Here is a 21,448-nt window from a genome sequence, read left to right as displayed (position 1 = left end):
CACCCCCGCACTCCGAGGAAGATCATCATGCCTGACATCGAAGCGCTTCGACCCCACCTTCGTTCCGGACTGTGGTTCGGCGGCGACTACAACCCGGAGCAGTGGTCGGATGAGGTGCTGACCGAGGACGTAGAACTGATGAAACGCGCCGGTGTCAACACGGCGACCGTCGGCGTCTTCTCCTGGGCGTCGATCGAGCCGTCCCCCGGCGAGTATCGCTTCGACTGGCTGGATGCGGCGATGGATCGACTGCATGCGGCCGGGGTGGGCGTCGTCCTCGCCACGCCGACCGCGTCACCACCGCCGTGGTTCTCGCGTCTGCACCCGGAGGCGCTTCCCGTACGGCCGGACGGTACGCGGCTGTCGCACGGCAGCAGAGACACGTACAACCCCGCGGCTTCCGCGTATCGCGAGGCAGCGAAGCGGATCACCACCGTCCTCGCCGAGCGCTATCGGGATCACCCGGCTCTGGTGTTGTGGCACCTTCACAATGAATACGGCACCGTATCGCATGGCCCCGTGACCGACGCAGCCTTCCGGATCTGGTTGCGCGATCGTCATGGCTCACTCGAGGTCCTCAATCGGCGTTGGAACACCGCATTCTGGTCTCAGGTCTACAGCGACTGGGAAGACATCACTGCTCTCGCCCCGACGCAGTACCTGCCCAACCCCGCGCAGGTCCTCGATTTCAAACGGTTCAGTGCCGAGACGCTGCTCTCGCGTCTGAAGGATCAACTGGAAATCGTGCGGCGGATCACACCAGGCGTCCCGACCACGACGAACTTCATGCTGCCGACTTGGAACCACTACGACCAGTGGGCGTTCGCGAGGGAGATCGATGTGGTCTCGATCGATCACTACCTCGACGACGAGGGGCCAGAGGGCGAGACCCACGTCGCCTTCGCCGCCGATCTTGCCCGCTCGTTCAACGGTGGTCGTCCGTGGCTGCTCATGGAACAGTCGACGAGCCTGATCTACGACTACGCCGGCGGGCGCATGCTGGTGAAGGAACCGGGTCGAATCCGACGCAACACCTACCAGTACCTCGCTCGCGGAGCGATGGGCTCGCTGTTCTTCCAATGGCGTGCACCGCTGGTCGGTGCCGAGTTCTTCCACTCCGCGATGGTGCCGCACGCGGGTGCCGACAGCAGGATCTTCCGCGAGCTGAGCGAACTGGGCGTCGAACTCGGCCGCATCCCGGAGATCGCTGAGCCGCCACTGAGCGGACCCGTCATACAAGCGAAGGTCGCGATCGTCTGGAGCGCCGAGGCATGGTGGTCAGCGGAGACCAGGGCGATGCCTTCATCGGACATCGCGTTCTTGCCTGCTGTGCGCGCAGTCCACACTGCGCTGAGCCATCTCGGCCAGCTCGTCGATGTGGTCTCTGCGGACTCTGACCTCTCCGCATATCGCGTCGTGCTGGTGCCGAGTTTGCTTCCTACCACGGACGAGCAGCAGAACCGCTTCGCCGATTTCGTCCGCTCCGGCGGGCATCTGGCCGTTTGGCATCTCGCCGGCTCCGTCGACGAAAATCTCCACGTCCGTACCGGCGGATACTCCGCCGCCTTCGCCGAAGTGCTCGGCATCCGAGTCGAGGAGCACGTCCCGCTGCGCTCGGACGACAGCGTCACACTCTCCGACGGGACCCGCGCGGAATCATGGACCGAAGTTGTGCACCTCGACGGTGCGGAAGCGGTGGTCACCTACACAGATGACGCACATCCGGTCATCCCCTCCGGCAGTCCTGCGTTCACCCGCAACAGGTTCGGCACTGGACTCGCTCACTACCTGTCGACTCGCCCGGATGCGGCAGGCCTCACCCTCCATCTGCGTCGGATTCTCGCCGAGGCGGATGTCCCCCAGGACAACCCGCTCGTGTCCGAGCACGTCGAACTCGTGCGCAGGAACGCCGGAGAGCACACCTATCTCTTCGCGATCAATCATTCCGACCGCGACTGTCATGTCGAAGCACACGGCTTCGAGCTCCTCACGCAGACATCCGTCGATGGAGCCCTCCTCATCGCAGGTGGCGATGTGCGGATCGTTCGCGAACACTCTGTCCCCACACCCGAAGAAGACAACTGAGAAAGGGGTGCCGAAGATGGCACAGCTACACAGATCGAAGCGACTCCTGGGCGTCACCGCGCTCGGAACGGGCATTGCGCTCGCCCTCGCCGGATGCAGCGGCGGGTCGTCCGCAGAGGACCCGAGCGACGGACCGGTGACACTGGAGTTCTGGGGCTGGGTCCCCGGACTTGAAGACGCCGTCGCCACCTGGAATGAGGAGAATCCCGACATCCAGGTCGACTTCTTCCGCATGACCGGAGACGACGGAGACAAGATCCCCGCCGCCATCGATGCGGGCACAGCACCGGATATCGTGCAGATGTCCGCGCACTCACTTCCCGGACACATCGTCAACAACCGCCTCACCGATCTCACGGAGCACGCGGCAGATCTGGAATCCGCGTTCACGAAGAGCGCATGGGGAACGGTCACGTTCAACGACTCGGTCTACGGGATTCCGCAGGACTCCGGCCCGACCGGCCTGATGTACCGGACCGACATCTTCGAACAGCACGGGCTGGAGCTTCCGGAGACGTGGGACGACTACCTCGAGACCGCACGTGCGCTGAAGGCAGCCGATCCTAATCTGTACATCGCCCAGTTCTCCCCGAACGAGTCCGGCTTGTGGATGGAGACCATCTGGCAGAACGGCGGCAGCTTCTTCCAGATCGAGGACGATTCCTGGGTCGTCACCGTAAACGACGAAAAGAGCCAAGAAGTCGCCGAGCTCTGGCAGACCCTCCTCGACGAGGATCTCGTCAAGGCCGTCGAGATGTGGACGCCGGAGTACTGGGCCGAGGTCAACGCGGGCACCATCGCGACGATCAACTACGCCGCGTGGTTCCCCGTCCTGCTGGAGGAGAGCGCTGCACAGACCGCAGGCAACTGGGCGGTTGCTCCCACCCCCACCTTCGGTGATGCCCCGAGCGCCGGCGAATCCGGCGGCAGTGTCGACGTTATCCCGACCGGCACCGAGCACGTCGCGGAAGCCGTCGAGTTCGTCGCTTGGCTCAACAGCAGTGAGGCGGGTCTCGACTACCTGATCGACGGCGGCGTCTTCCCGTCAGCGGTTGAAGGCCTCGCCTCCGAGAAGCTGCTGGTGGAGAGTGAGTTCTTCGGCGGCCAGGTAATCAACGAGGTCTTCGCCGAGGCTGCCGAACGAGTGCCCGGCACATGGACGGCAGGTCCCACCCACGATGTGACGGTGAACTCACTCAAGGATGAGTTCGGTCGCGTTGCTGCAGGAGCGATCACCTTCGCGGAGGCGCTCGACATCGTGCAGAACAAGACGCTCGATGAGATGACCGCGCTGGGTCTCGACGTCCGCTGATGAGTCCGACAGCCCCAGAGCTGGCCACCCCGCGCCGCCGCATCCGCGGGGGGGCGGNCCCCCCCCCCCCCCCCCCCCCCCCCCCCCTCCCCGCGGGGGTGCGGCTGGCCCCATACCTCTTCCTTCTTCCCTTCATCGTCCTGTTCATCGTCTTCCTGGTGCTGCCGATCGTGACGGCGGTGTGGATGAGCTTGTTCTCCGTGCAACGCGACGGCCTCGGGCTGGGTGGCAGCGCCAACGAGCTCGCTTTCGTCTGGTTCGACAACTACATCCGTGCATTCCAGAATGCGGGTTTCATCGAGAGCTTCGGGCGAGTGCTCCTGTTCGGCATCGTCCAGGTCCCGGTGATGATGGTCCTAGCCATCCTCCTCGCTCTCCTGTTCGACTCGGCCGTCGTGCGAATGAAGCCGTTCTTCCAGTTGAGCGTCTTTCTCCCCTACGCTGTGCCGTCCGTCGTCGCTGCCCTCGTCTGGGGCTTCCTTTACCAGCCTCGCGTTAGCCCCATTGTCGAAGGTCTGCGTGATCTCGGCATCCCAGTGGACTTCCTGGCCCCTGGCACCGTGCTGTGGTCGATCGCCAATGTGTCGATCTGGACTGTCACCGGCGTCAACGTGATCATCATCTTCGCTGCCCTGCAGACGGTGCCGCGAGATATGTACGAGGCCGCGCGGCTCGACGGTGCCGGCGAGTTCCGCACTGCACTGCAGATCAAACTGCCGATGGTGATGCCAGCAGTGATGCTGACGATTCTGTTTTCCATCATCGGAACGCTGCAGCTGTTCAACGAACCCATGACGATGCGATCGATCACCTCGAACATCACCGGTGACTACACCCCGAACATGGCGATCTTCCAGGCGACGACGCTGGGCGGGAACATCAACCTCGGCTCCGCGATGGCAATCATCCTCGGCCTGGTCACATTCGCTCTGTCGATCCTGCTATCGCTCGTCCAGAACCGCCGGAAGGGAGCGACCGCATGAGCACTCGCGCCATAGTGACCAATGAAAAACGCTCCAAGCGTCGTCCTTTCCTTGCCGAGGGCGAGCGGCCCAGTGCCCTCGCCAGAGCGCTCGCGTGGATCTTCATGATCATCGTCGCGCTTTATTTCCTGGTCCCGGTGTACTGGCTCATCGTCGCTTCGACGAAGTCAACCGGCGACCTGTTCTCGACCCCGGGGTTCCTCTTCGCCGACATCAACCTCTGGGAGAACCTGGTCGCCCTCACCGCGCAGGCCGATGGAATCTTCTGGCGCTGGATGTTCAATTCCCTGATCTATTCGGGGCTCGGCAGCGTGCTGATGACGCTCATCAGCGTGATCTCGGGATACGCGCTGGCGATGTACCGATTCCGGGGGCGCACGGTGATCCTCGCCGCGGCTCTGGGCAGCATGCTCGTTCCGCAGACGGTCTTGGCGCAGCCAACCTACGTGCTGCTCGTGGAGATGGGATTGAACAACACCATGATCGGCGTTCTCCTGCCGAGCCTGGTGTACCCGTTCGGAGTCATGCTCGGCTTCGTCTACGCGCAGACGAGCGTGCCGATGGCCCTTCTGGAAGCCGCCCGCCTGGACGGCGCCAGTGAGTGGCGGGTGTTCTGGTCGATCTCGTTCAAGCTACTCAGCCCCGGCGCTGTGACGATCCTGTTGTTCGCCTTCATCGGGAGCTGGAACAACTTCATGCTGCCGTTGCTGGTCCTCAGCGACGCACGGCTCCAACCCGTCACGGTCGGCCTCTCCGGCTGGAGTCAGGCCGCGATCACCATCCCCGGACTGCAGTCACTCGTCATCATCGGAGCGCTGATCTCGATCATTCCGATCATCGTGATCTTTATCTCGCTGCAGCGGTTCTGGCGTTCAGGACTCACGATGGGCGGCGTGCGTTTCTGATATGACGACGTTGATGTATCACCGGCCATCGCACTCATGGTTGGACCGGCTCCCCCTCGGGAACGGTCGTCTGGGTGCGATGGTGGGTATCGAAGAGGGCGGGGTGCGGATCGGTCTGAACGAATCCTCCCTCTGGTCGGGCGGTCCGCAGAGCGCTCGCACTGACACCGTCTCCGCCGCGGCAGCGCACGACTCGCTGCAACGGGGGCGCGCCCTCTTCGACGCGGGCCGGCCGGTAGATGCCGAACGTGAACTCGCGACACTCTCGCACCGATATGCACAGAGTTTCCTGCCACTCGGCGAGCTTGTCATCGCCACACCCGACCTGACCGCAGATGTGGAGAGATCGCTCGCGCTGTCGGATGCTGTGCACACTGCGGTCCAGAAGGCACCTCTCACCTCGATCCGTTCTCGGACCGCAACGCTGGCGACACCCGACGTGCTGTTGCACGAGCTTCGCATCGAAGGCGAGCCCACGCCGGTGGAGATCTCCTTCTCCTCCCCACTGCGCGCCATCTCCGCCCAGCTCCGCACGGACGGACTCTCGTCTCTCGTCGCTGCGCCGGGCGACGCCGCGCCTGCCCACGAACCCGCAGAGCCTGCTCATCGCTGGGACGTCGATGGTGTCACTCCCGTGCACGCAGCCGTAGAAGTGCACATCACACATGATGGCGAAGCGATCGTCGATCGGGATGTGATCCGCATCAGGGATGCGGTGACGATTCGCGTGGTGCTCGCTGCAGCGACCACATTCGACACTGTCGGCACCGACCCTCGTGATCCGGCGGAGGCCATTGCAGCCGCTACCGCCCAGCTCAGGGCGAGTTCCTCTGCCTCGGCTGATGACCTCTTGGCAGCACACATCGCCGCGCGTCGATCCCGCCACGATCGGATGCGGTTGCGGCTGGGCCCGCACGCCGCCGAAATGCCCTTCTTCGCCGATACCATCGGCGAAGCCGCGCCGTCACAGGCACTCACCGTGCTGTTCGACTACGGTCGCTACCTGCTGTCCTCCTGCAGCCGGGCCGGCGGTCTCCCCGCGAATCTGCAGGGCATCTGGAACAACCAGATGCAACCGCCGTGGTCATCCGATTACACGCTCAACATCAATACCCCGATGAACTATTGGGGCGCAGAAACCACTGGCGCTTCCGATGCGCATCTCGCGCTGCTCGAACTGCTCGAGGGCCTCGCCTTCCGGGGTGCCGACACCGCACAGCGGCTGTATGGCTGCCGTGGATGGGTCGCCCACCACAACACCGACGCGTGGGCGTACTCGGAGCCCACCCGTGGAGATGCATCATGGGCGCTGTGGCCGTTCGGCGGCGCCTGGCTCGTGCGTCAGTTCGACGAGCACCGCCGCTTCGGTGCGATGTCGCCGGCGACCGCACAGCGTTTCTGGCCCGTCGTACACGGTTGCGCGCAGTTCCTGCTGGACTTCTCAGACCGGGCCGACGGCTCGGTCGAGACTTTTCCCTCCACATCTCCGGAGAACACCTACATCGCAGAAGGCGGGACGACGGCAGCGATCACGACATCCAGCGCGCTCGATCGCGCCCTGATCCGCGAGGTTCTGGAGACGACGGTTGCGCTCGCGGCTGAGAGCGGACACGAAAATGATCCGATCGTCGCGCGAAGTCGCAGCGCGCTGACCGCGGTCGACGGCCCGCGTATCAGCCAGGACGGCACGATCACCGAATGGGGAGAGCACCAAACAGCAGCCGATCCGGGTCACCGGCACATCTCACACCTCTTCCCGTGGTTTCCCGGCGACTCCGGCGTTGACGCCCGACACATCGCCGTCGCCAAGACCCTCGATGTACGCGGCGACGATTCGACCGGCTGGTCGCTCGCCTGGAAGCTCGCGCTTGCGGCGCGCATCGGAGACGGCGACCGCGCAGCTCGGCTGCTGCCGCTCGTGACCCGCCAGGCAACGGAGGGCGCAGCGCACCGTGCCGGACTGTATCCGAATCTTTTCGCCGCGCATCCTCCGTTTCAGATCGATGGCAACCTGGGGCTCGTCGGCGCACTCGCCGAGATGATCGTGCAGAGCCAGCGGCCAGGCAGAATCGATCTTCTCCGAGGACTCCCGTCCGAGCTGTCGTCCGGAGAGGTGACCGATCTGGTCGCTCGGCCGGGGATCACCGTGGATCTGTACTGGTCGGCCGGTCGCCCGCAGACCGTGTCGCTTCTCGCTCGAACACCCCGTGCCGCCGGACCCCGCACGCTGGTGTTCGCGAATGAATCCGTGACCATCGACCTTCCTCTCGGGAAACGGCACACAATCACCTGGGCGGATCACGCCCACAACCACAGACAGGAGCATCCGTGAAGTTCACCGACGGGTTCTGGCAGCTGCGACCCGGCGTCACCGCCCTGTATGCCCAGGAGGCGTACGACATCTTCGAGACCGATATGACCTCCGACGGCCGCGGGATCGTGGTGACCGCGCCAACCAAGCAGATCGAACACCGCGGCGACACGTTGAACCGGCCGGTGCTCACGACCACGCTGTCCAGTCCTATGGAGGGTGTGATCCGTGTGCGAATCGAACACCATAAGGGTCACGGGTGGCACGGCGGGTTCTCCCTCCCCGGTGCGGGAGCGGGTGCAGGCACCACCCGGCTGAGCAACGACGAGGGCGTGTTCAGCACCGGATCGCTGACGGCACGCATCCGCTCCGGGGCACCCTGGGATCTGTCGTTCGACATGGATGGACGTCGACTGACTGGCAGCGGCGCGCGGTCACAGGCACTGGTGACGCTCAGCCCTGATGCCCTCGTTGACTCGGGCATCGTCGAGATCCGCGAGAATCAGCCGACCACGGCCTCCGCTCGGGTCTTCATCCACGAGCAGCTCGAACTCGGAGTCGGCGAACTGATCTACGGTCTCGGCGAGCGGTTCGGACCGCTTGTGAAGAACGGCCAGACGGTGGATATCTGGAACGCAGACGGTGGGACCTCCAGCGAACAGGCGTACAAGAACGTCCCGTTCTATCTCTCCAATCGCGGCTACGGCGTGCTCGTCAACGACCCGGGGCATGTGTCGTTCGAGATCGGCAGCGAAGCGGTGGAACGGGTGAAATTCTCCGTACCCGGTGAAGCGCTGGAGTACTTCCTTATCGCAGGTGCGACCCCGGCTGCCGTGCTGGAGCGTTACACCGCTCTCACCGGACGCCCTCCGGTGGTCCCCGCGTGGTCGTACGGACTGTGGCTGTCGACCAGCTTCACCACCGATTACGACGAGAAGACCGTCTCCGCGTTCGTGGACGAGATGGCCAGCCGCGAGCTTCCGGTGTCGGTGTTTCACTTCGACTGCTTCTGGATGCGTGAGTTCAACTGGTGCGACTTCGAGTGGGATCCGCGCACCTTCCCCGACCCGGAGGGCATGCTCGCCCGCCTGCACGAGAAGGACCTGCGCATCAGCGTGTGGATCAACCCGTACATCGGGCAGCGTTCATCGCTGTTCGCCGAGGCGGTCGAGGCCGGGCATCTGGTCAAGCGCCCTGACGGATCGGTGTGGCAATGGGATCTCTGGCAGGCCGGGATGGGTCTGGTCGACTTCACTAATCCCGACGCGACCAGCTGGTACCAGTCGAAGCTACGAGTCCTGATCGCACAGGGTGTGGACTGCTTCAAGACCGATTTCGGCGAGCGCATCCCCGTCGATGTGGTCTGGGCCGACGGCTCGCACCCGGCTCAGATGCACAACCTCTACACCCACCTGTTCAACCGTGCTGTGCACGACGTTCTGGTCGAGGCTCGTGGCGAGGGCGACGCGGTGCTCTTCGCGCGCTCTGCCACCGCAGGGGGCCAGACGATGCCCGTGCACTGGGGCGGCGATTCGACCTCCACTTTCACCTCAATGGCCGAGACGCTTCGGGGTGGTCTATCCCTCGCGCTCAGCGGATTCGCGCACTGGAGTCATGACATCGGCGGATTCGAGGGCACGCCTGACCCCGCGGTGTACAAGCGCTGGACCGCGTTCGGGCTGCTCTCCAGTCACAGTCGGTTCCATGGTTCGCGCAGCTATCGGGTCCCGTGGGCCTTCGACGATGAAGCCGTCGAGGTGACCCGGATTTTCACCCATCTGAAGATGCAGTTGATGCCGTATCTCTTCCAAGCGGGAATGGATGCCACCCGCTCCGGCATCCCGCTCATGCGCCCGATGTTGCTCGAGTTCCCCGACGATCCTGGCGTCGCGCATCTGGATCGGCAGTACATGCTCGGCTCGGAGATCCTGGTCGCACCGGTGTTCTCGGAATCGGGCGAGGTGGAGTTCTATCTACCCGCAGGCGAGTGGACGCATCTACTCACCGGCGAACACGTCACCGGTGGCGGCTGGCGACGCGAGACGCACGGTTTCGACTCTCTGCCGCTGTACGTCCGCCCTGGAGCAGTGATCCCCTGGGGAGCACGGACCGACCGCCCGGACTACGACTACCATGACGAACTGAAGCTGCGCGTCTTCCCCGGTGGTACCGGGAGCCGCACGATCACGGTGACGTCGCCTGGCGGAGTCGCCCGCACCTACACCGCAGACCTCGAGGAGACCACCGAATGACTGCCACAACTGGCTCGGCCGACTACCGCGATTCCGGCCTCGTCTTCCCCAAGAGTTTCACGTTCGGCTCTGCCACCGCCTCGTACCAGATCGAGGGCGCAGCGGCCGAGGACGGACGTACCCCGTCGATTTGGGACACCTTCAGCAAGACACCCGGCAAGGTGTGGAACGGCGACACGGGAGATGTGGCATGCGATCACTACCACCGCGTCGATGAAGACCTCGACCTCATGAAGGAGCTCGGACTCGAGGCGTACCGCTTCTCGATCGCCTGGCCACGGATCCAGCCGACCGCCGACGGTGCGGTCAATCAGTCGGGCATCGACTTCTACTCGCGCCTGGTGGACGGGCTGCTCGAGCGCGGCATCCGTCCTGTCGCGACGCTGTATCACTGGGACCTCCCCCAGTACCTCGAGGATGCCGGAGGCTGGACGTCGCGCGCGACCACCGATGCTTTCGAGCGCTACGCGGAGATCATGGGCACGGCGCTCGGCGACCGCGTGCACACCTGGACCACGCTGAACGAGCCGTGGTGCTCGGCGTACCTCGGCTACGGCCAGGGCGGGCACGCCCCCGGACGCACCGAGCCAGCATCCGCGCTCGCAGCCGTCCACCACCTGAACCTCTCCCACGGTCGCGCGATCCAGGCACTGCGAGCAACCTCCACCGGAGACCCCGACTACTCGGTCACGCTCAACTTCCACGTGCTGCGCGGCCAGGGCGATGGTGCTGCCGAGGCGATGCGCCGCATTGATGGTCTCGCGAACCGCGCGTTCACGCATCCGATGCTGCGCGGCGAGTATCCCGCCGACCTGCTCGCTGATACCGCAGAGGTCACCGACTGGTCTTTCGTGCAGGACGGCGACCTTGCCACGATCAACCAGCCGATCGACGTGCTCGGTGTGAACTACTACTCCACCGCGACCGTTCGGCTGTGGGACGGAGTCTCCGCGAAGCAGCAGAACGACGGGCACAAGGGCACCTCAGCCGGCACGGCCTGGCCGGGCAGCGACCAGCTCGTCGAGTTCGTCCAGCAGCCGGGGCCGTACACGGCGATGGGCTGGAACATCGCACCCGAGGGTCTGGAGGAGCTTCTCGTCTCGCTTTCGGAGCAGTTCCCCGAGCAGCCACTGATGGTCACCGAGAATGGCGCAGCCTTCGAAGACGAGGTTGCTGAGGACGGCTCCGTGCCCGACCCCGAGCGCACCGACTACCTGCGCCGCCACTTCACCGCAGCGCACCGCGCCATCGAGCGCGGCGTCGACCTGCGCGGTTACTTCGTGTGGTCGCTGCTGGACAACTTCGAGTGGGGCTACGGCTACGCGAAGCGGTTCGGCATCGTGCGCGTCGACTTCGACACGCTCGAGCGCACGGTCAAGGACTCCGGGCACTGGTACCAGGAGCTCGTGCGCACCCGCGCGCTCCCCGCGTAATCGCTACGGCTGCGGCGGCGTCTCGTCTTTGCCGGGCCGCCGCCGCGCCGGCTTCGCCGTGCTGCTGTCGGTCTCGGCCCGGGATTCATCGGCCGAGCGATCCTTAGCCGGACGCCGCTCGTTCCAGGCTGCGAAAGCGGATGCTGCCGCACCAGCAGCCTTGTCAAAAGCTTCCGCTGACCGTACGAACACCTGCTGCGCGGCATCCTGCCAGGCCTGTCCCGCATTCGGATCCACACCGTTCGCGCGTGCCTTCGCTGTGTGCTCAGCCACGTCGAAGGCACGCTCAAGGTGTGCGACGGCATCACGATAGGCCGAGAACTCCGCCGTGGTGACACGAGGGCTGAGCGACGCACGCAGCTCGCTCGCTTGCTGTGAAGCGGTCAGAAAAGCCGAAGTCGCCGGCTCCTTGCCATCGCTCATGGCGGGATAGGCGATCAGCTTGGCAGGATCGGTCTCATAATCCATCCACCGCGCGAGCACGGCGTCATGCGCGCGGTACAACTTCGTCAGCGGATAGCGCTCACGTGCAGACGTCGGCGGAATCTCCGCGTATGCGACCTTGACGTGGACCCGCCGAGCGCGCACATCCGCTGCCGCCACCTTCAGATTCTGCTCGGCCTGTTTCAGCATCCGGCGAGAGCTCGCGACATCGGCACTGCTGGCCCGCGATGCCGAGCGTTCGGCAATCGCCCTGGAGTGCTCGGCCCGCGCGACTTTCACGGCCCGACGGTGCTCACCGACCTCGAGCTGCGCCTCTTTCAGGTCTCGTCGAGCCGCGTCATGAGCCAGCCTCCGCTCCACGCTGCTGCGACGCCCGCGCATACCGATTGCGGTCGCTGCTCCGGCTCCGGCCGCGACGGCTGGCGCGATCCACCATCCGTCCGCTGCCAGCGCCACCACTCCGATCACTCCTTCATCGTAGTCACCTCATTCCCCGCAATCCCCTGCGCCCGTGAAGTAAGCTGCTCCCTTTCCGCGGCCCGTCACAACTTCAGCGGCCATAAACCCGTAATGTCTCCGCAGAAGTTGCTCCCGGCCGCCGAACTTGCACCTCCACTCTTCCTGCACAGTTCCTGCCTCGGGCGACTTGTCCACCGTTCGCGCTTGCGCGACCACGCCGAACGCGTCGCACACGCCACGGTGTTCACATGGATCTGATCACCTGGCTCAGCGACCGCAACGGCATCGGCCATCGAGCGGATGCTCGTGCGGCAGGGTTCTCGCCGCCCCATGTCCGCGCAGCTATTCGGGCGGGGCGCGTCGGCCGCATCCGCGCGAGCTGGATCGCGCTGGCTTCGGCTCCGCGCGAGCTGGTGGCGGCCGCCGCGGCTACCGGCCGACTGACCTGTCTGTCCCTCGCTCGCCAGCGCGGTTGGTGGATTCCAGACGGAGCCTCGGCCCGGCTTCATCTGCACGTCGGGACCAACGCGCACCGATTGACTGCGGACGCCGTTCTGCACTGGGCCAAGCCGCTCGTGGATCGCGGAAACCGCGTGCTTGAAGCATCCATAGAAGATGCACTCGCCCATCTCGCGCAGTGCTTGACCTACGAGGATGCCGTGTCCGTCTGGGAATCCGCGGCCAAAGCCGAACGGCTCGACCCGGAATCGTTGCGCACTGTCCGCTGGCCGGATGCCGCGTCCCGCGCGTGTGCGAATGCGGTCACCGGCCTGTCCGACTCGGGGCTGGAGACCGTGTTCGTCGTACGACTGAGCACGTGGGGAGTCCCGATCAGACAGCAGGTTCGACTGGCAGGACACAACGTCGACGTGCTGATCGGCACGCACTTGGTCGTCCAACTCGACGGGTTCGCGTTTCACTCTTCCTCGGCCGATCGCACCCGTGATGTCAGGCACGATGCTCAGCTGCGTCTGCGCGGCTACACCGTCCTGCGCTTCACCTATGCGCAGGTCATTCATGATTGGGCCTATGTCGAAGCCACCATTGCCGGCGCGATCGCACGCGGTCTGCACCTGCGCCCCGCCTGATAGCAGCCAACTTCTACGGTCAATTGCAACTTTGGCGGCCAGCATCCGAAGATGTGGCCGCCAAAGTTCCTCTGCCCCGCCAAAGTTAGAGGCTGCTAGACGAGCGTCTGCTGCCACGCGGCGTGCAGCTGCGCGAACTTGCCGGTGCCGCGGATGAGCGCATCAGGCGTGTCATCCTCGATGATCTTCCCGTGCTCCATCACCAGCACCCGATCGGCAATGGCGACTGTCGACAGCCGGTGCGCGATGATGATCGCTGTTCGATCGGCCAGCAGCGTCTGCAGGGCGTCCTGGATGAGCCGCTCCGACGGAATGTCGAGCGATGCCGTGGCCTCATCGAGGATCAGCACTGCGGGATCGGCGAGGAACGCTCTTGCGAACGAGATCAGCTGACGCTGCCCCGCCGACACGCGACCGCCGCGCTTGTTCACATCGGAGTTGTAGCCGTCCGGAAGCGCCGAGATGAACGCATCCGCACCGACCGCACGTGCTGCCGTCTGAATCTCTTCCAGGGTGGCATCCGGTTTTCCGAGCGCGATGTTGTCCGCGACCGTACCGCTGAACAGGTAGGCCTCCTGCGTGACCATCACGATGGCCCGGCGCAGATCCTTCGGATGCAGCGAGCGCAGATCGACACCGTCCAGCGTCACACGCCCGACGGTGGGATCGTAGAACCGCGAGATGAGCTTCGCCAGCGTCGACTTGCCGGCACCGGTGGTCCCCACCAGCGCGATCGTCTGCCCGGCCGGGATGTCGAGTGAGAAGTTCGGCAGGATGGTCTTCTCCCCTGAGTATCCGAAGGTGACCTCGTCGAAGTTGACGTGTCCGCGTGATTCCCAGAGGTCGATGGGCTTGTCGGGGTCCGGAACCGTCGGCACCTCGTCGAGCACACCGGATACCTTCTCCAGCGCCGCGGTGGCGGACTGGTAGGAGTTCAAGAACATCGCGATCTCCTGCATGGGCGCGAAGAAGTTGCGCACGTACAGAACTGCAGAAAGCAGAACTCCAACCGTCAGCGCACCATCGGCGACACGGATGCCGCCCCACAGCACGACCAGTCCGAGGGTGAGCGCGGCCACGCCCATCAGCCCGGGCTCGAACGTGCCGAACAGCAGCATCGAGCGACGGTTCACATCCCGGTAGTCACCGGCGACCTTCTGGAAGGCGACATCGTTTCGCGGCTCCTTGCGGAACGCCTTGACCGCGCGGATGCCGGTCATGGTCTCCACGAACTGCACGATGACCCGGGCACTGATGACCCGCGATTCCCGGAAGATCAGCTGCGAGCGCGAGTAGAACCAGCGCATCAGCAAGAACAGCGGCACTCCCGCCAGCAGCAGGATCACGCCCGATTCCCAGTCCCACACGATCAGCGCGATGAAGGTGAACGCTCCGAACAGCACACCAGAGACGAGGTTGTTCAGACCACCGTCAAGCAGTTCACGAATCGAATCGAGGTCGCTCGTCTGGCGCGAAATGATGCGCCCGGACGTGTACGTCTCGTGGAACTCCAGGCTCAGTCGCTGCGTGTGCAGGAAGATTCGCTTGCGCAGATCGATGAGCACTGCCTGGGTGATGCGCGCGGCCACGACCACATACCAGCCGATCAGTGCAGCAGCAGCGGCACCGGCGAACAGGTAGATGAACCCGATCGTGAATGTCGGCATCCAGTTCGCGTTCTTCAGCACCTGCGGCAGCGCCCAGTCCAGCCCGACGCTGATGAGGATGGGGCCTGCGACCTGCAGGGCCGTCGAGATCACCAGCACGGATGCTGCGAGCACGATCTGCGCGCGCAGCGGAGACACGAGCGAACCGAGCAGCCGCAGCGAACGCCGGCGGATCGCCTTACTCTCTTCTCGCGTGTAGTTGGAACGGTCCTCATCCTGTGTTCCCGTCAGTGCGGCGCTCATGCCTGCACCTCCTTCTCGGTCGCTGCGAGGTCCTCATCGGTGATGATCGGGATCGCTCCAGTGCGCGCTGCCTCTTCTGCTTCCAGACTGGAGATCACATGTCGGTAGTGTCTGCTGGTCTTCAGCAGCTCGGAGTGCGTTCCCACGGCGGTGATGCGGCCGCTCTCCAGCAGCGCCACCCGGTCGGCGAGCGCCACGGTGGAAGGCCGGTGGGCCACGATCATCGCTGTGGTCTCGGCGAGCACATGACGCAGCGCTTCTTCGACAAGAGCCTCGGTGTCGACGTCCAGTGCCGACAGCGGGTCATCGAGCACCAGCACCTTGGGTGCAGCGGCGACGGCACGCGCCAGGGCGAGCCGCTGACGCTGGCCTCCCGAGAGGCTGAGGCCTTCTTCCCCGATCACGGTCTCCACGCCGTCAGGCAGGGAGTCCACGAAACTCGCCTGCGCGACGTCGAGGGCTTCACGCAGCACGCGCTCGCCCTCCGCACTGTGGATATCGAGTTCGGCGCGCCCCAGCAGCACGTTCTCCCGAACGGATGCGGAGAACAGCGTCGCGTCTTCGAACGCCATCGCGATGTGCCGGCGCAGCTCTGCCAGCGGCAGGTCGCGCACGTCGACGCCGTCGAGCAGCACGCGCCCGCCGGTCACGTCGTACAGGCGGGTGGGCAACGTCGTCAGCGTGGTCTTGCCGCTGCCGGTGAGTCCCACCAGCGCCATCGTCTCGCCAGGTCGCAGCACCAGGTCGATCCCGTCGAGCAGGTCGCGCTCTGCAGCACCGGCATCCTGATAGCGGAAGTGCGCTGCTTCGAACACCAGCTCACCGCGCGGCTCGTCGATGTGCACCGGGTTGTCCGGGTCGGTGATGCTGTTCTCCTCGGAGAAGATGTCGAACACGCGGTCGGTTGCGGTTCGGGCATCCAGCATGAACGAGAACAGGAACCCGATCGACTCGATCGGCCACCGCAGCACGGTCGCCATCGCGAAGAACGCAAACAGCTCCGGCAGTTCGATCATCCCCTGCGAGATCAGCCAGATTCCCGACATCAGGCTCACCCCGAAAGCGATCTGCGGCATCAGGTCGAGGAAGAACCAGAGCCCGCCCACCGAATGCGCCTTGCTCATCTCGGTTTCCCGCAGGGTTTCTGCCTGCCCGGTGAAGCGATTCAGCGCGTGCTTGCCGCGGCCGAACGCCTTGAGCACCCGGATGCCATGCACGCTCTCCTCGACGCTGGTGGCCAGGTCTCCCGCCTGGTCTTGGCTGCGGCGGGTCAGTACGCCGTAGCGCTTTTCGAACAGGTAGCCGCGAATCCACATCGGGATGCCCGTGACCAGGAAGATAACCCCCAGCAGCCAGTGCCAACGGAACAGCAGTACCGAGCCGATGGCGATCGTGAGAATGTTCACGACCAGCAGGATCAAACCGAAAGCCAACCAGCGACGAATGAGGCCGATGTCCTGCATCATGCGGCTGAGCAGCTGACCCGACTGCCACCGATCGTGGAAGGCCACGGGCAGTCTCTGCAGGCGCGAGTAAAGCTGGGAGCGCATCTGGAACTCGACCTCGGTGGAGGGCTTGAGGATGAACCAGCGGCGAAGCCACACCATCACGGCCTCACCGATTCCGAGCGCAAGAACGGCGAGAGCGCCGAGCGCGATGAGGTTGACGTCACCGGACTCGATCGGTCCGCGCACGATCTGTTCGAGCACGATGGGGATCATCAGCGCGATGACGGCCGCGCCGAGCGCACTGGCCGCGCCCCCGACGAGACGCCAGATGACGGGACGGACGAATGGCTTGAGCCGCCACAGGGCGGCGGGGGTGGACAGCGAAGCGGATGATCTTTGCGATGACGACGAGGAAGACATGACTCTCAATGAGTGGAGTTGCGGAAGGGAAGGAGCGGGGCACACCTGTGGTGTGCAAACCCCCGGGAGAAACGCGGCTGTGCTAGCGGGGAAGACCAGCCAGGTTCGAGCCCAGAACGGTGATCGGCGCGATGGCGATCGAAATCATGGTGTCCTCCTCAAGCTCGACATCGTCGCCCGGTCTGCGCGACAGCCCTCCAGCCTATGGCTGTGAGCTTGCTGAAGGCAAGCAGTATTTTCTGTCGCCCCTAGGCTGAGCACATGAGTTCTCGTTTGCGCATTGAAAGCATCGACATCGGGCCCGAAGATCTGGCGGCACAGTTGCCCGCTGAAGCGCGGTTGCTTCGTCAGGCATCGGGGCCGGATCGCACCGATTACTTCTTCGCTGTGCTCGATGAGGCACTCACTTACCGCACGTCGCTGACGGCGCTCGGCGAAGCAGGCGTGAATCCGGATGCTGCAGATCCCCAGTTGATCACGATTCACGAGGACGGCACCGTCGACCTGCGCGTGTTCGGAATCGTGTTCGCGGCACGTCTCGCCGGTGCGCACCCGCACGCCGGGATGAAGGACTTTCCGGTCATGCTCGCGTATGTCGTCGATAACACCGCTATGCGTGACGAGGTGGTCGACTTCTCCAAGCTCATCTATGCCGCGGTCGCGTTCATCAGCGACATCGATGAGGAAGCGCCCGCACCGCAGCCGACGTCAGCGTGAGCTGAACTCCCGCTCGCGCGCCAGCAGACTCTGTTTCACCGGCAGCCCCCAAGCGAAACCGCCCAGCGAGCCGTCCGAGCGCAGCACGCGATGGCAAGGGACGAACAGCGCCGGAGCATTGCGTGCGCAGATGGATGCCGCAGCGCGCACCGCGCGCGGATTGCCCAGGGCTGCGGCAAAGGATGTGTAGGTGAGCGGTTCGCCCGGTGCGATTCGCCGCAGAGCCTCCCACCCCGCCTGCTGCAGTCCCGTGCCGATCTGACGTACGGCGACGGAATCGATCGCCGCCAGATCCCCGTCGTAGTACGCACGGACGATGGATGCCGCATCCGTATCGTGCTCGCGCACCGCGGTGGGTCGTGCGTGTTCGGGCAGACGATTCAGGATTGCGACATGGTCGTGTGTCCACCCGGACGCGAGCACGTGCTGCCGTGCGTCGACCAGCAGGGTGAATGCGCCATCCGGGGTCTGGAGAGTCTCAATGAACGCGGTCATGAGTCGGCCTTTCGTTGGGAGGTTCGCACGGGGGCCGCCCGCCACAGGTGCGCGGTGAAGTAGCTGCGCCAGGGCGCGATCTGTTCTGCCCACGCCGTGAGCGGGGCAGGGTCTGACGGGATGCCAGCAGCCGCTGCCCCGGCACGAACAGCGACGTCGCCGGGCAGGAAGACATCGGGGTCGCCGAGCACGCGCATCCGGACGTAGTCAGCGGTCCAGGGTCCGATGCCCGACCTGGCGAGCAGCACCTCGCGCTGAGCGACGCGATCGTCGCCGACGGTGAGCGTCAAGGAACCGTCCGCGAGTGCTGCGGCAGCACCGGTGATCGCACGGATGCGCGCTGCGGGCCCGCGCAGCACCTCGGCACCGTGCTCGGCGATCGCCGCCATGGTCGGGAAGAGAAGGCCGGGGCCGTCATCGGCTGCGGGGCTTGCTGCAGCCTCTCCGAGAGCCTCGGCGAGCGCCGTCAGCGCCGTGCGTGCGGCGGCGACGGTGATCTGCTGGCCCACCATCGCCCGGATGAGCATTTCATGCGGATCAGCGGCGCCGGGCACGCGGATGCCAGGGACTCTGGCGACGAGCGGAGCAAGCAGCGGATGCGCGGAGAGTGCGGAGTCGACGGCGACAGGGTCAGCATCGAGGTCGAAGATCCGCCGAGCTGTCGAGACGAGAGGCGCCAGGTCGCTGAGGTGTGCGACACGAGCCCGAAGGCGCAGGCGACCGGTCTCATCCTGTCGCACCTCGAACCACGCAGGCCCCCCTGCCATCCGCAGGTTGCGCGCGAACGAGGTCGCCGTGCTCGTCTCCACTCCGGGGATGGCTCGTGCGTTCATCCAGGCGAAGATGCCGGCGGCATCCATCGGCTCACGATGCGGAAGGAGAAGGTCGATCTCACCGAGTGCGGGTACTCCGATGGCGTTTGCCGGATGGCGACGCGCTCTGAGCTCAGTCGGCGTCAGCCCGAACACCTCACGAATCGTGTCGTTGCACTGGCGGACGCTGGCGAACCCGGCCGAGAACGCGATGTCCGAGATGGGAAGATCCGTGCCGACCAGCAACATCCGCGCATTATGAGCACGATGCGCACGGGCAAGGGCGAGCGGTCCGGCACCGAGCTGGGTGGTCAGCAGCCGAGTGAGGTGACGGGAAGAGTACCCGAGGCGGGCGGACAGACCGGATACGCCTTCGCGTTCCACTACCCCGTCGGCGATGAGACGCATCGCCCGCGCGGCAACGTCACCGCGCAGGTCCCAGGCGGGCGAGCCCGGGGCAGCTTCGGGAAGGCACCGTTTGCAAGCGCGGAACCCGGCCTCGTGTGCGGCTGCGCTCGTCGGATAGAAGCTGACGTTCTCGCGCTTCGGGGTACGCGCGGGGCATGAGGGCCGACAGTAGATGCCCGTGGTGTGCACGGCGGTGACGAACTGACCGTCGAAGCGGATGTCCCGTGCGTCGATCGCACGGTACCGCTCGTCGAAACTCATCGTCGGGAATGCCATGCCTCCACTCTGACACGCCCCCACGCCGATGGCTCGCGGAAATCGGACACGACTGTGCCCGCGGATCAGTGGAAGAAGTGCCGCTCCCCCGTGAAGAACATGGTCACGCCCGCTGCCTTAACCGCCGCGACGACTTCGTCATCGCGCACGGATCCACCAGGCTGCACGATCGTGGTGATACCGGCATCGATGAGCACCTGGGCACCGTCAGCGAACGGGAAGAACGCGTCGGATGCCGCAACAGCCCCAGCCGCACGGTTGCCGGCCCGCTCCACCGCGAGGCGGCACGAGTCGACACGGTTGACCTGGCCCATGCCGACACCGACAGTCGCGTTGCCCTTGGCGAGCACGATCGCGTTGGATTTCACCGCGCGGCAGGCTTTCCACGCGAAGATCATGTTCTCCAGCTCCGAGTCATCCGGACGCTCACCGGAGACGAGCTCCCAGTTCTTCGCCACCGAGAGGATGTCGTCGGGGAAGCGGTCGGCGTCCTGCAGCAGCAGGCCGCCGGAGACCAGTCGCACGTCCATGCGCTCCTGCTGCCAGTCATCGGGCAACTGCAGCAGACGCAGGTTCTTCTTCGCCTTGAATACTTCCAGTGCTGCCGGCTCGAACGACGGGGCGACGATGACCTCGGTGAAGATGTCCTTGAGGTTCTCGGCCATCTTCAGCGTCACGGTGCCGTTGGTGGCGATGACGCCGCCGTACGCCGACACCGGGTCGCACTCGTGTGCACGCAGGTGGGCGCTGGCGATCGGGTCGAGCGCGTTGGGCGCGGTGGTCGCGATACCGCACGGGTTCGCGTGCTTCACGATAGCGACGGCCGGAAGGACCATGTCGAACGCAGCGCGCAGCGCAGCATCGGCGTCGACATAGTTGTTGTACGACATCTCTTTGCCCTGCAGCTGCACGGCCTGCGCGATGCCGTGGCCACCAACACGGGTGTAGATGGCGCCGCGCTGGTGGGAGTTCTCGCCGTAGCGGAGGGTCGAGAGGCGTTCGGCCTTGATGGTGAGGTGCTCAGGCAGTTCGCCGCCCTCGTTGAGGGTGCGCTCGGCGAACCAGGCGGCCACAGCCGTGTCGTAGGACGAGGTGTGCGCAAAGGCACGCGCGGCGAGCTCACGTCGCTGCGTGAGGGTGGTCCCCCCGGCCCCGATCGACTCGATGATCGCCGGGTACGACTCCGGAGAGACGACGATCGCAACGTTGGCGTGGTTCTTGGCCGCGGCGCGCACCATGGCGGGACCACCGATGTCGATCTGCTCGATGACGTCGTCGCCGCTGGCGCCGGAGGCGACCGTCTCCACGAAGGGGTACAGGTTCGCCACGACGAGCTCGAACGGGGCGATGCCCAATTCGGTGAGCTGACGCTCGTGGTCCTCGAGACGCAGGTCAGCGAGCAGACCGCCGTGGATGCTGGGGTGCAGCGTCTTCACACGACCATCGAGCATCTCGGCAATACCGGTGACGCTGGCGACGTCGGTGACCTCGTGGCCGGCGTCGCGGATCGTTGCCGCAGTCGATCCGGTCGACACGATCTCAATGCCGGCGTCGGCGAGAGCCGCGGCCAGCACGAGCAGATCGGTCTTATCGCTCACCGAAACCAGTGCACGCTTGATCTCGACGACATCGCGTTCGCGGTACAGGGACGAATCGTGGCTCGGACCGGCCATAAGAGTGCTCCTTCGTG

At 65.1% G+C, this 21,448-nt stretch carries 15 protein-coding genes; 9 read left to right on the top strand and 6 right to left on the bottom strand.

Translation table 11 applies throughout. The features are described from left to right. Positions 1–27: 27 nt before the first annotated feature. The 7 genes from ACSS7Z_RS03990 (at position 28) to ACSS7Z_RS03960 (ending at position 11,281) form a co-directional block, all read left to right on the top strand. Positions 28–2,085, top strand: a complete 2,058-nt coding sequence (locus ACSS7Z_RS03990) for a beta-galactosidase (protein WP_438253191.1) — start codon at positions 28–30, stop codon at positions 2,083–2,085. Between the two features lie 16 nt (positions 2,086–2,101). Further along, on the top strand, positions 2,102–3,397 hold the full coding sequence (locus tag ACSS7Z_RS03985; RefSeq protein WP_438253190.1) for an ABC transporter substrate-binding protein: 1,296 nt from the start codon (positions 2,102–2,104) through the stop codon (positions 3,395–3,397). A 98-nt stretch (positions 3,398–3,495) separates the two neighbouring features. Further along, positions 3,496–4,380: a carbohydrate ABC transporter permease gene (locus tag ACSS7Z_RS03980; RefSeq protein WP_438253189.1), complete on the top strand. Its 885-nt coding sequence runs from the start codon at positions 3,496–3,498 to the stop codon at positions 4,378–4,380. Further along, positions 4,377–5,285, top strand: a complete 909-nt coding sequence (locus ACSS7Z_RS03975; protein WP_438253188.1) for a carbohydrate ABC transporter permease — start codon at positions 4,377–4,379, stop codon at positions 5,283–5,285. The genes ACSS7Z_RS03980 and ACSS7Z_RS03975 overlap by 4 nt, the downstream gene beginning before the upstream one ends. Before the next feature lies 1 nt (position 5,286). Next, positions 5,287–7,617 carry a glycosyl hydrolase family 95 catalytic domain-containing protein gene (locus ACSS7Z_RS03970; RefSeq protein WP_438253187.1) on the top strand — a complete coding sequence of 777 codons (2,331 nt, stop codon included), beginning with the start codon at positions 5,287–5,289 and terminating at the stop codon, positions 7,615–7,617. Further along, a complete protein-coding gene (gene yicI / locus ACSS7Z_RS03965; protein WP_438253186.1) occupies positions 7,614–9,848 on the top strand; it encodes an alpha-xylosidase in 2,235 nt (744 codons plus the stop codon). Before ACSS7Z_RS03970 ends, yicI begins: the two co-directional genes overlap by 4 nt. Beyond that, on the top strand, positions 9,845–11,281 hold the full coding sequence (locus tag ACSS7Z_RS03960; RefSeq protein WP_438253185.1) for a GH1 family beta-glucosidase: 1,437 nt from the start codon (positions 9,845–9,847) through the stop codon (positions 11,279–11,281). Before yicI ends, ACSS7Z_RS03960 begins: the two co-directional genes overlap by 4 nt. A 3-nt stretch (positions 11,282–11,284) precedes the next feature. Here the strand turns inward: ACSS7Z_RS03960 and ACSS7Z_RS03955 are convergent, their stop codons facing one another. Then, positions 11,285–12,193 (bottom strand): hypothetical protein, encoded by a 909-nt coding sequence (locus ACSS7Z_RS03955; RefSeq protein ID WP_438253184.1) that lies wholly within the window; start codon positions 12,191–12,193, stop codon positions 11,285–11,287. A 239-nt stretch (positions 12,194–12,432) separates the two neighbouring features. Between ACSS7Z_RS03955 and ACSS7Z_RS03950 the strand changes: the two genes are divergently transcribed. Next, the gene (locus ACSS7Z_RS03950; protein ID WP_438253183.1) at positions 12,433–13,272 is read left to right on the top strand and encodes an endonuclease domain-containing protein; all 840 of its coding nucleotides are present in this window, start codon (positions 12,433–12,435) and stop codon (positions 13,270–13,272) included. Positions 13,273–13,367: 95 nt separating this feature from the next. On the opposite strand, the gene ACSS7Z_RS03945 is transcribed toward ACSS7Z_RS03950, so the two are convergent. Continuing rightward, complete coding sequence (locus ACSS7Z_RS03945) at positions 13,368–15,182, bottom strand: ABC transporter ATP-binding protein (RefSeq protein ID WP_438253182.1); 1,815 nt, start codon at positions 15,180–15,182, stop codon at positions 13,368–13,370. Continuing rightward, positions 15,179–17,050 (bottom strand): ABC transporter ATP-binding protein, encoded by a 1,872-nt coding sequence (locus tag ACSS7Z_RS03940; protein ID WP_438253181.1) that lies wholly within the window; start codon positions 17,048–17,050, stop codon positions 15,179–15,181. Before ACSS7Z_RS03940 ends, ACSS7Z_RS03945 begins: the two co-directional genes overlap by 4 nt. Before the next feature lie 261 nt (positions 17,051–17,311). Between ACSS7Z_RS03940 and ACSS7Z_RS03935 the strand changes: the two genes are divergently transcribed. Next, positions 17,312–17,767: a hypothetical protein gene (locus ACSS7Z_RS03935; protein ID WP_438253180.1), complete on the top strand. Its 456-nt coding sequence runs from the start codon at positions 17,312–17,314 to the stop codon at positions 17,765–17,767. Here the strand turns inward: ACSS7Z_RS03935 and ACSS7Z_RS03930 are convergent. From ACSS7Z_RS03930 to purH, 3 genes are all read right to left on the bottom strand, one after another. Then, on the bottom strand, positions 17,759–18,262 hold the full coding sequence (locus ACSS7Z_RS03930) for a methylated-DNA--[protein]-cysteine S-methyltransferase (protein ID WP_438253179.1): 504 nt from the start codon (positions 18,260–18,262) through the stop codon (positions 17,759–17,761). The genes ACSS7Z_RS03935 and ACSS7Z_RS03930 overlap by 9 nt on opposite strands. Continuing rightward, positions 18,259–19,758: a DNA-3-methyladenine glycosylase 2 family protein gene (locus ACSS7Z_RS03925; protein WP_438253178.1), complete on the bottom strand. Its 1,500-nt coding sequence runs from the start codon at positions 19,756–19,758 to the stop codon at positions 18,259–18,261. The genes ACSS7Z_RS03930 and ACSS7Z_RS03925 overlap by 4 nt, the downstream gene beginning before the upstream one ends. 65 nt (positions 19,759–19,823) lie before the next feature. Next, on the bottom strand, positions 19,824–21,431 hold the full coding sequence (purH, locus tag ACSS7Z_RS03920; RefSeq protein ID WP_438253177.1) for a bifunctional phosphoribosylaminoimidazolecarboxamide formyltransferase/IMP cyclohydrolase: 1,608 nt from the start codon (positions 21,429–21,431) through the stop codon (positions 19,824–19,826). Between the last annotated feature and the right edge of the window lie 17 nt (positions 21,432–21,448).

It is taken from the genome of Microbacterium wangyouchuni (genome assembly GCF_051546305.1).
GTDB lineage: Bacteria > Actinomycetota > Actinomycetes > Actinomycetales > Microbacteriaceae > Microbacterium.
This window is presented reverse-complemented; position numbering and strand designations above follow the sequence as displayed.

Bases quoted from the DNA above. Each gene is read 5' to 3' on its own strand.
- ACSS7Z_RS03990 (WP_438253191.1), top strand. From the start codon at position 28: ATGCCTGACATCGAAGCGCTTCGACCCCACCTTCGTTCCGGACTGTGG.
- ACSS7Z_RS03985 (WP_438253190.1), top strand. From the start codon at position 2,102: ATGGCACAGCTACACAGATCGAAGCGACTCCTGGGCGTCACCGCGCTC.
- ACSS7Z_RS03975 (WP_438253188.1), top strand. From the start codon at position 4,377: ATGAGCACTCGCGCCATAGTGACCAATGAAAAACGCTCCAAGCGTCGT.
- ACSS7Z_RS03970 (WP_438253187.1), top strand. From the start codon at position 5,287: ATGACGACGTTGATGTATCACCGGCCATCGCACTCATGGTTGGACCGG.
- ACSS7Z_RS03960 (WP_438253185.1), top strand. From the start codon at position 9,845: ATGACTGCCACAACTGGCTCGGCCGACTACCGCGATTCCGGCCTCGTC.
- ACSS7Z_RS03950 (WP_438253183.1), top strand. From the start codon at position 12,433: ATGGATCTGATCACCTGGCTCAGCGACCGCAACGGCATCGGCCATCGA.
- ACSS7Z_RS03945 (WP_438253182.1), bottom strand. From the start codon at position 15,182: ATGAGCGCCGCACTGACGGGAACACAGGATGAGGACCGTTCCAACTAC.
- ACSS7Z_RS03940 (WP_438253181.1), bottom strand. From the start codon at position 17,050: ATGTCTTCCTCGTCGTCATCGCAAAGATCATCCGCTTCGCTGTCCACC.
- ACSS7Z_RS03935 (WP_438253180.1), top strand. From the start codon at position 17,312: ATGAGTTCTCGTTTGCGCATTGAAAGCATCGACATCGGGCCCGAAGAT.
- ACSS7Z_RS03930 (WP_438253179.1), bottom strand. From the start codon at position 18,262: ATGACCGCGTTCATTGAGACTCTCCAGACCCCGGATGGCGCATTCACC.
- ACSS7Z_RS03925 (WP_438253178.1), bottom strand. From the start codon at position 19,758: ATGGCATTCCCGACGATGAGTTTCGACGAGCGGTACCGTGCGATCGAC.
- purH (WP_438253177.1), bottom strand. From the start codon at position 21,431: ATGGCCGGTCCGAGCCACGATTCGTCCCTGTACCGCGAACGCGATGTC.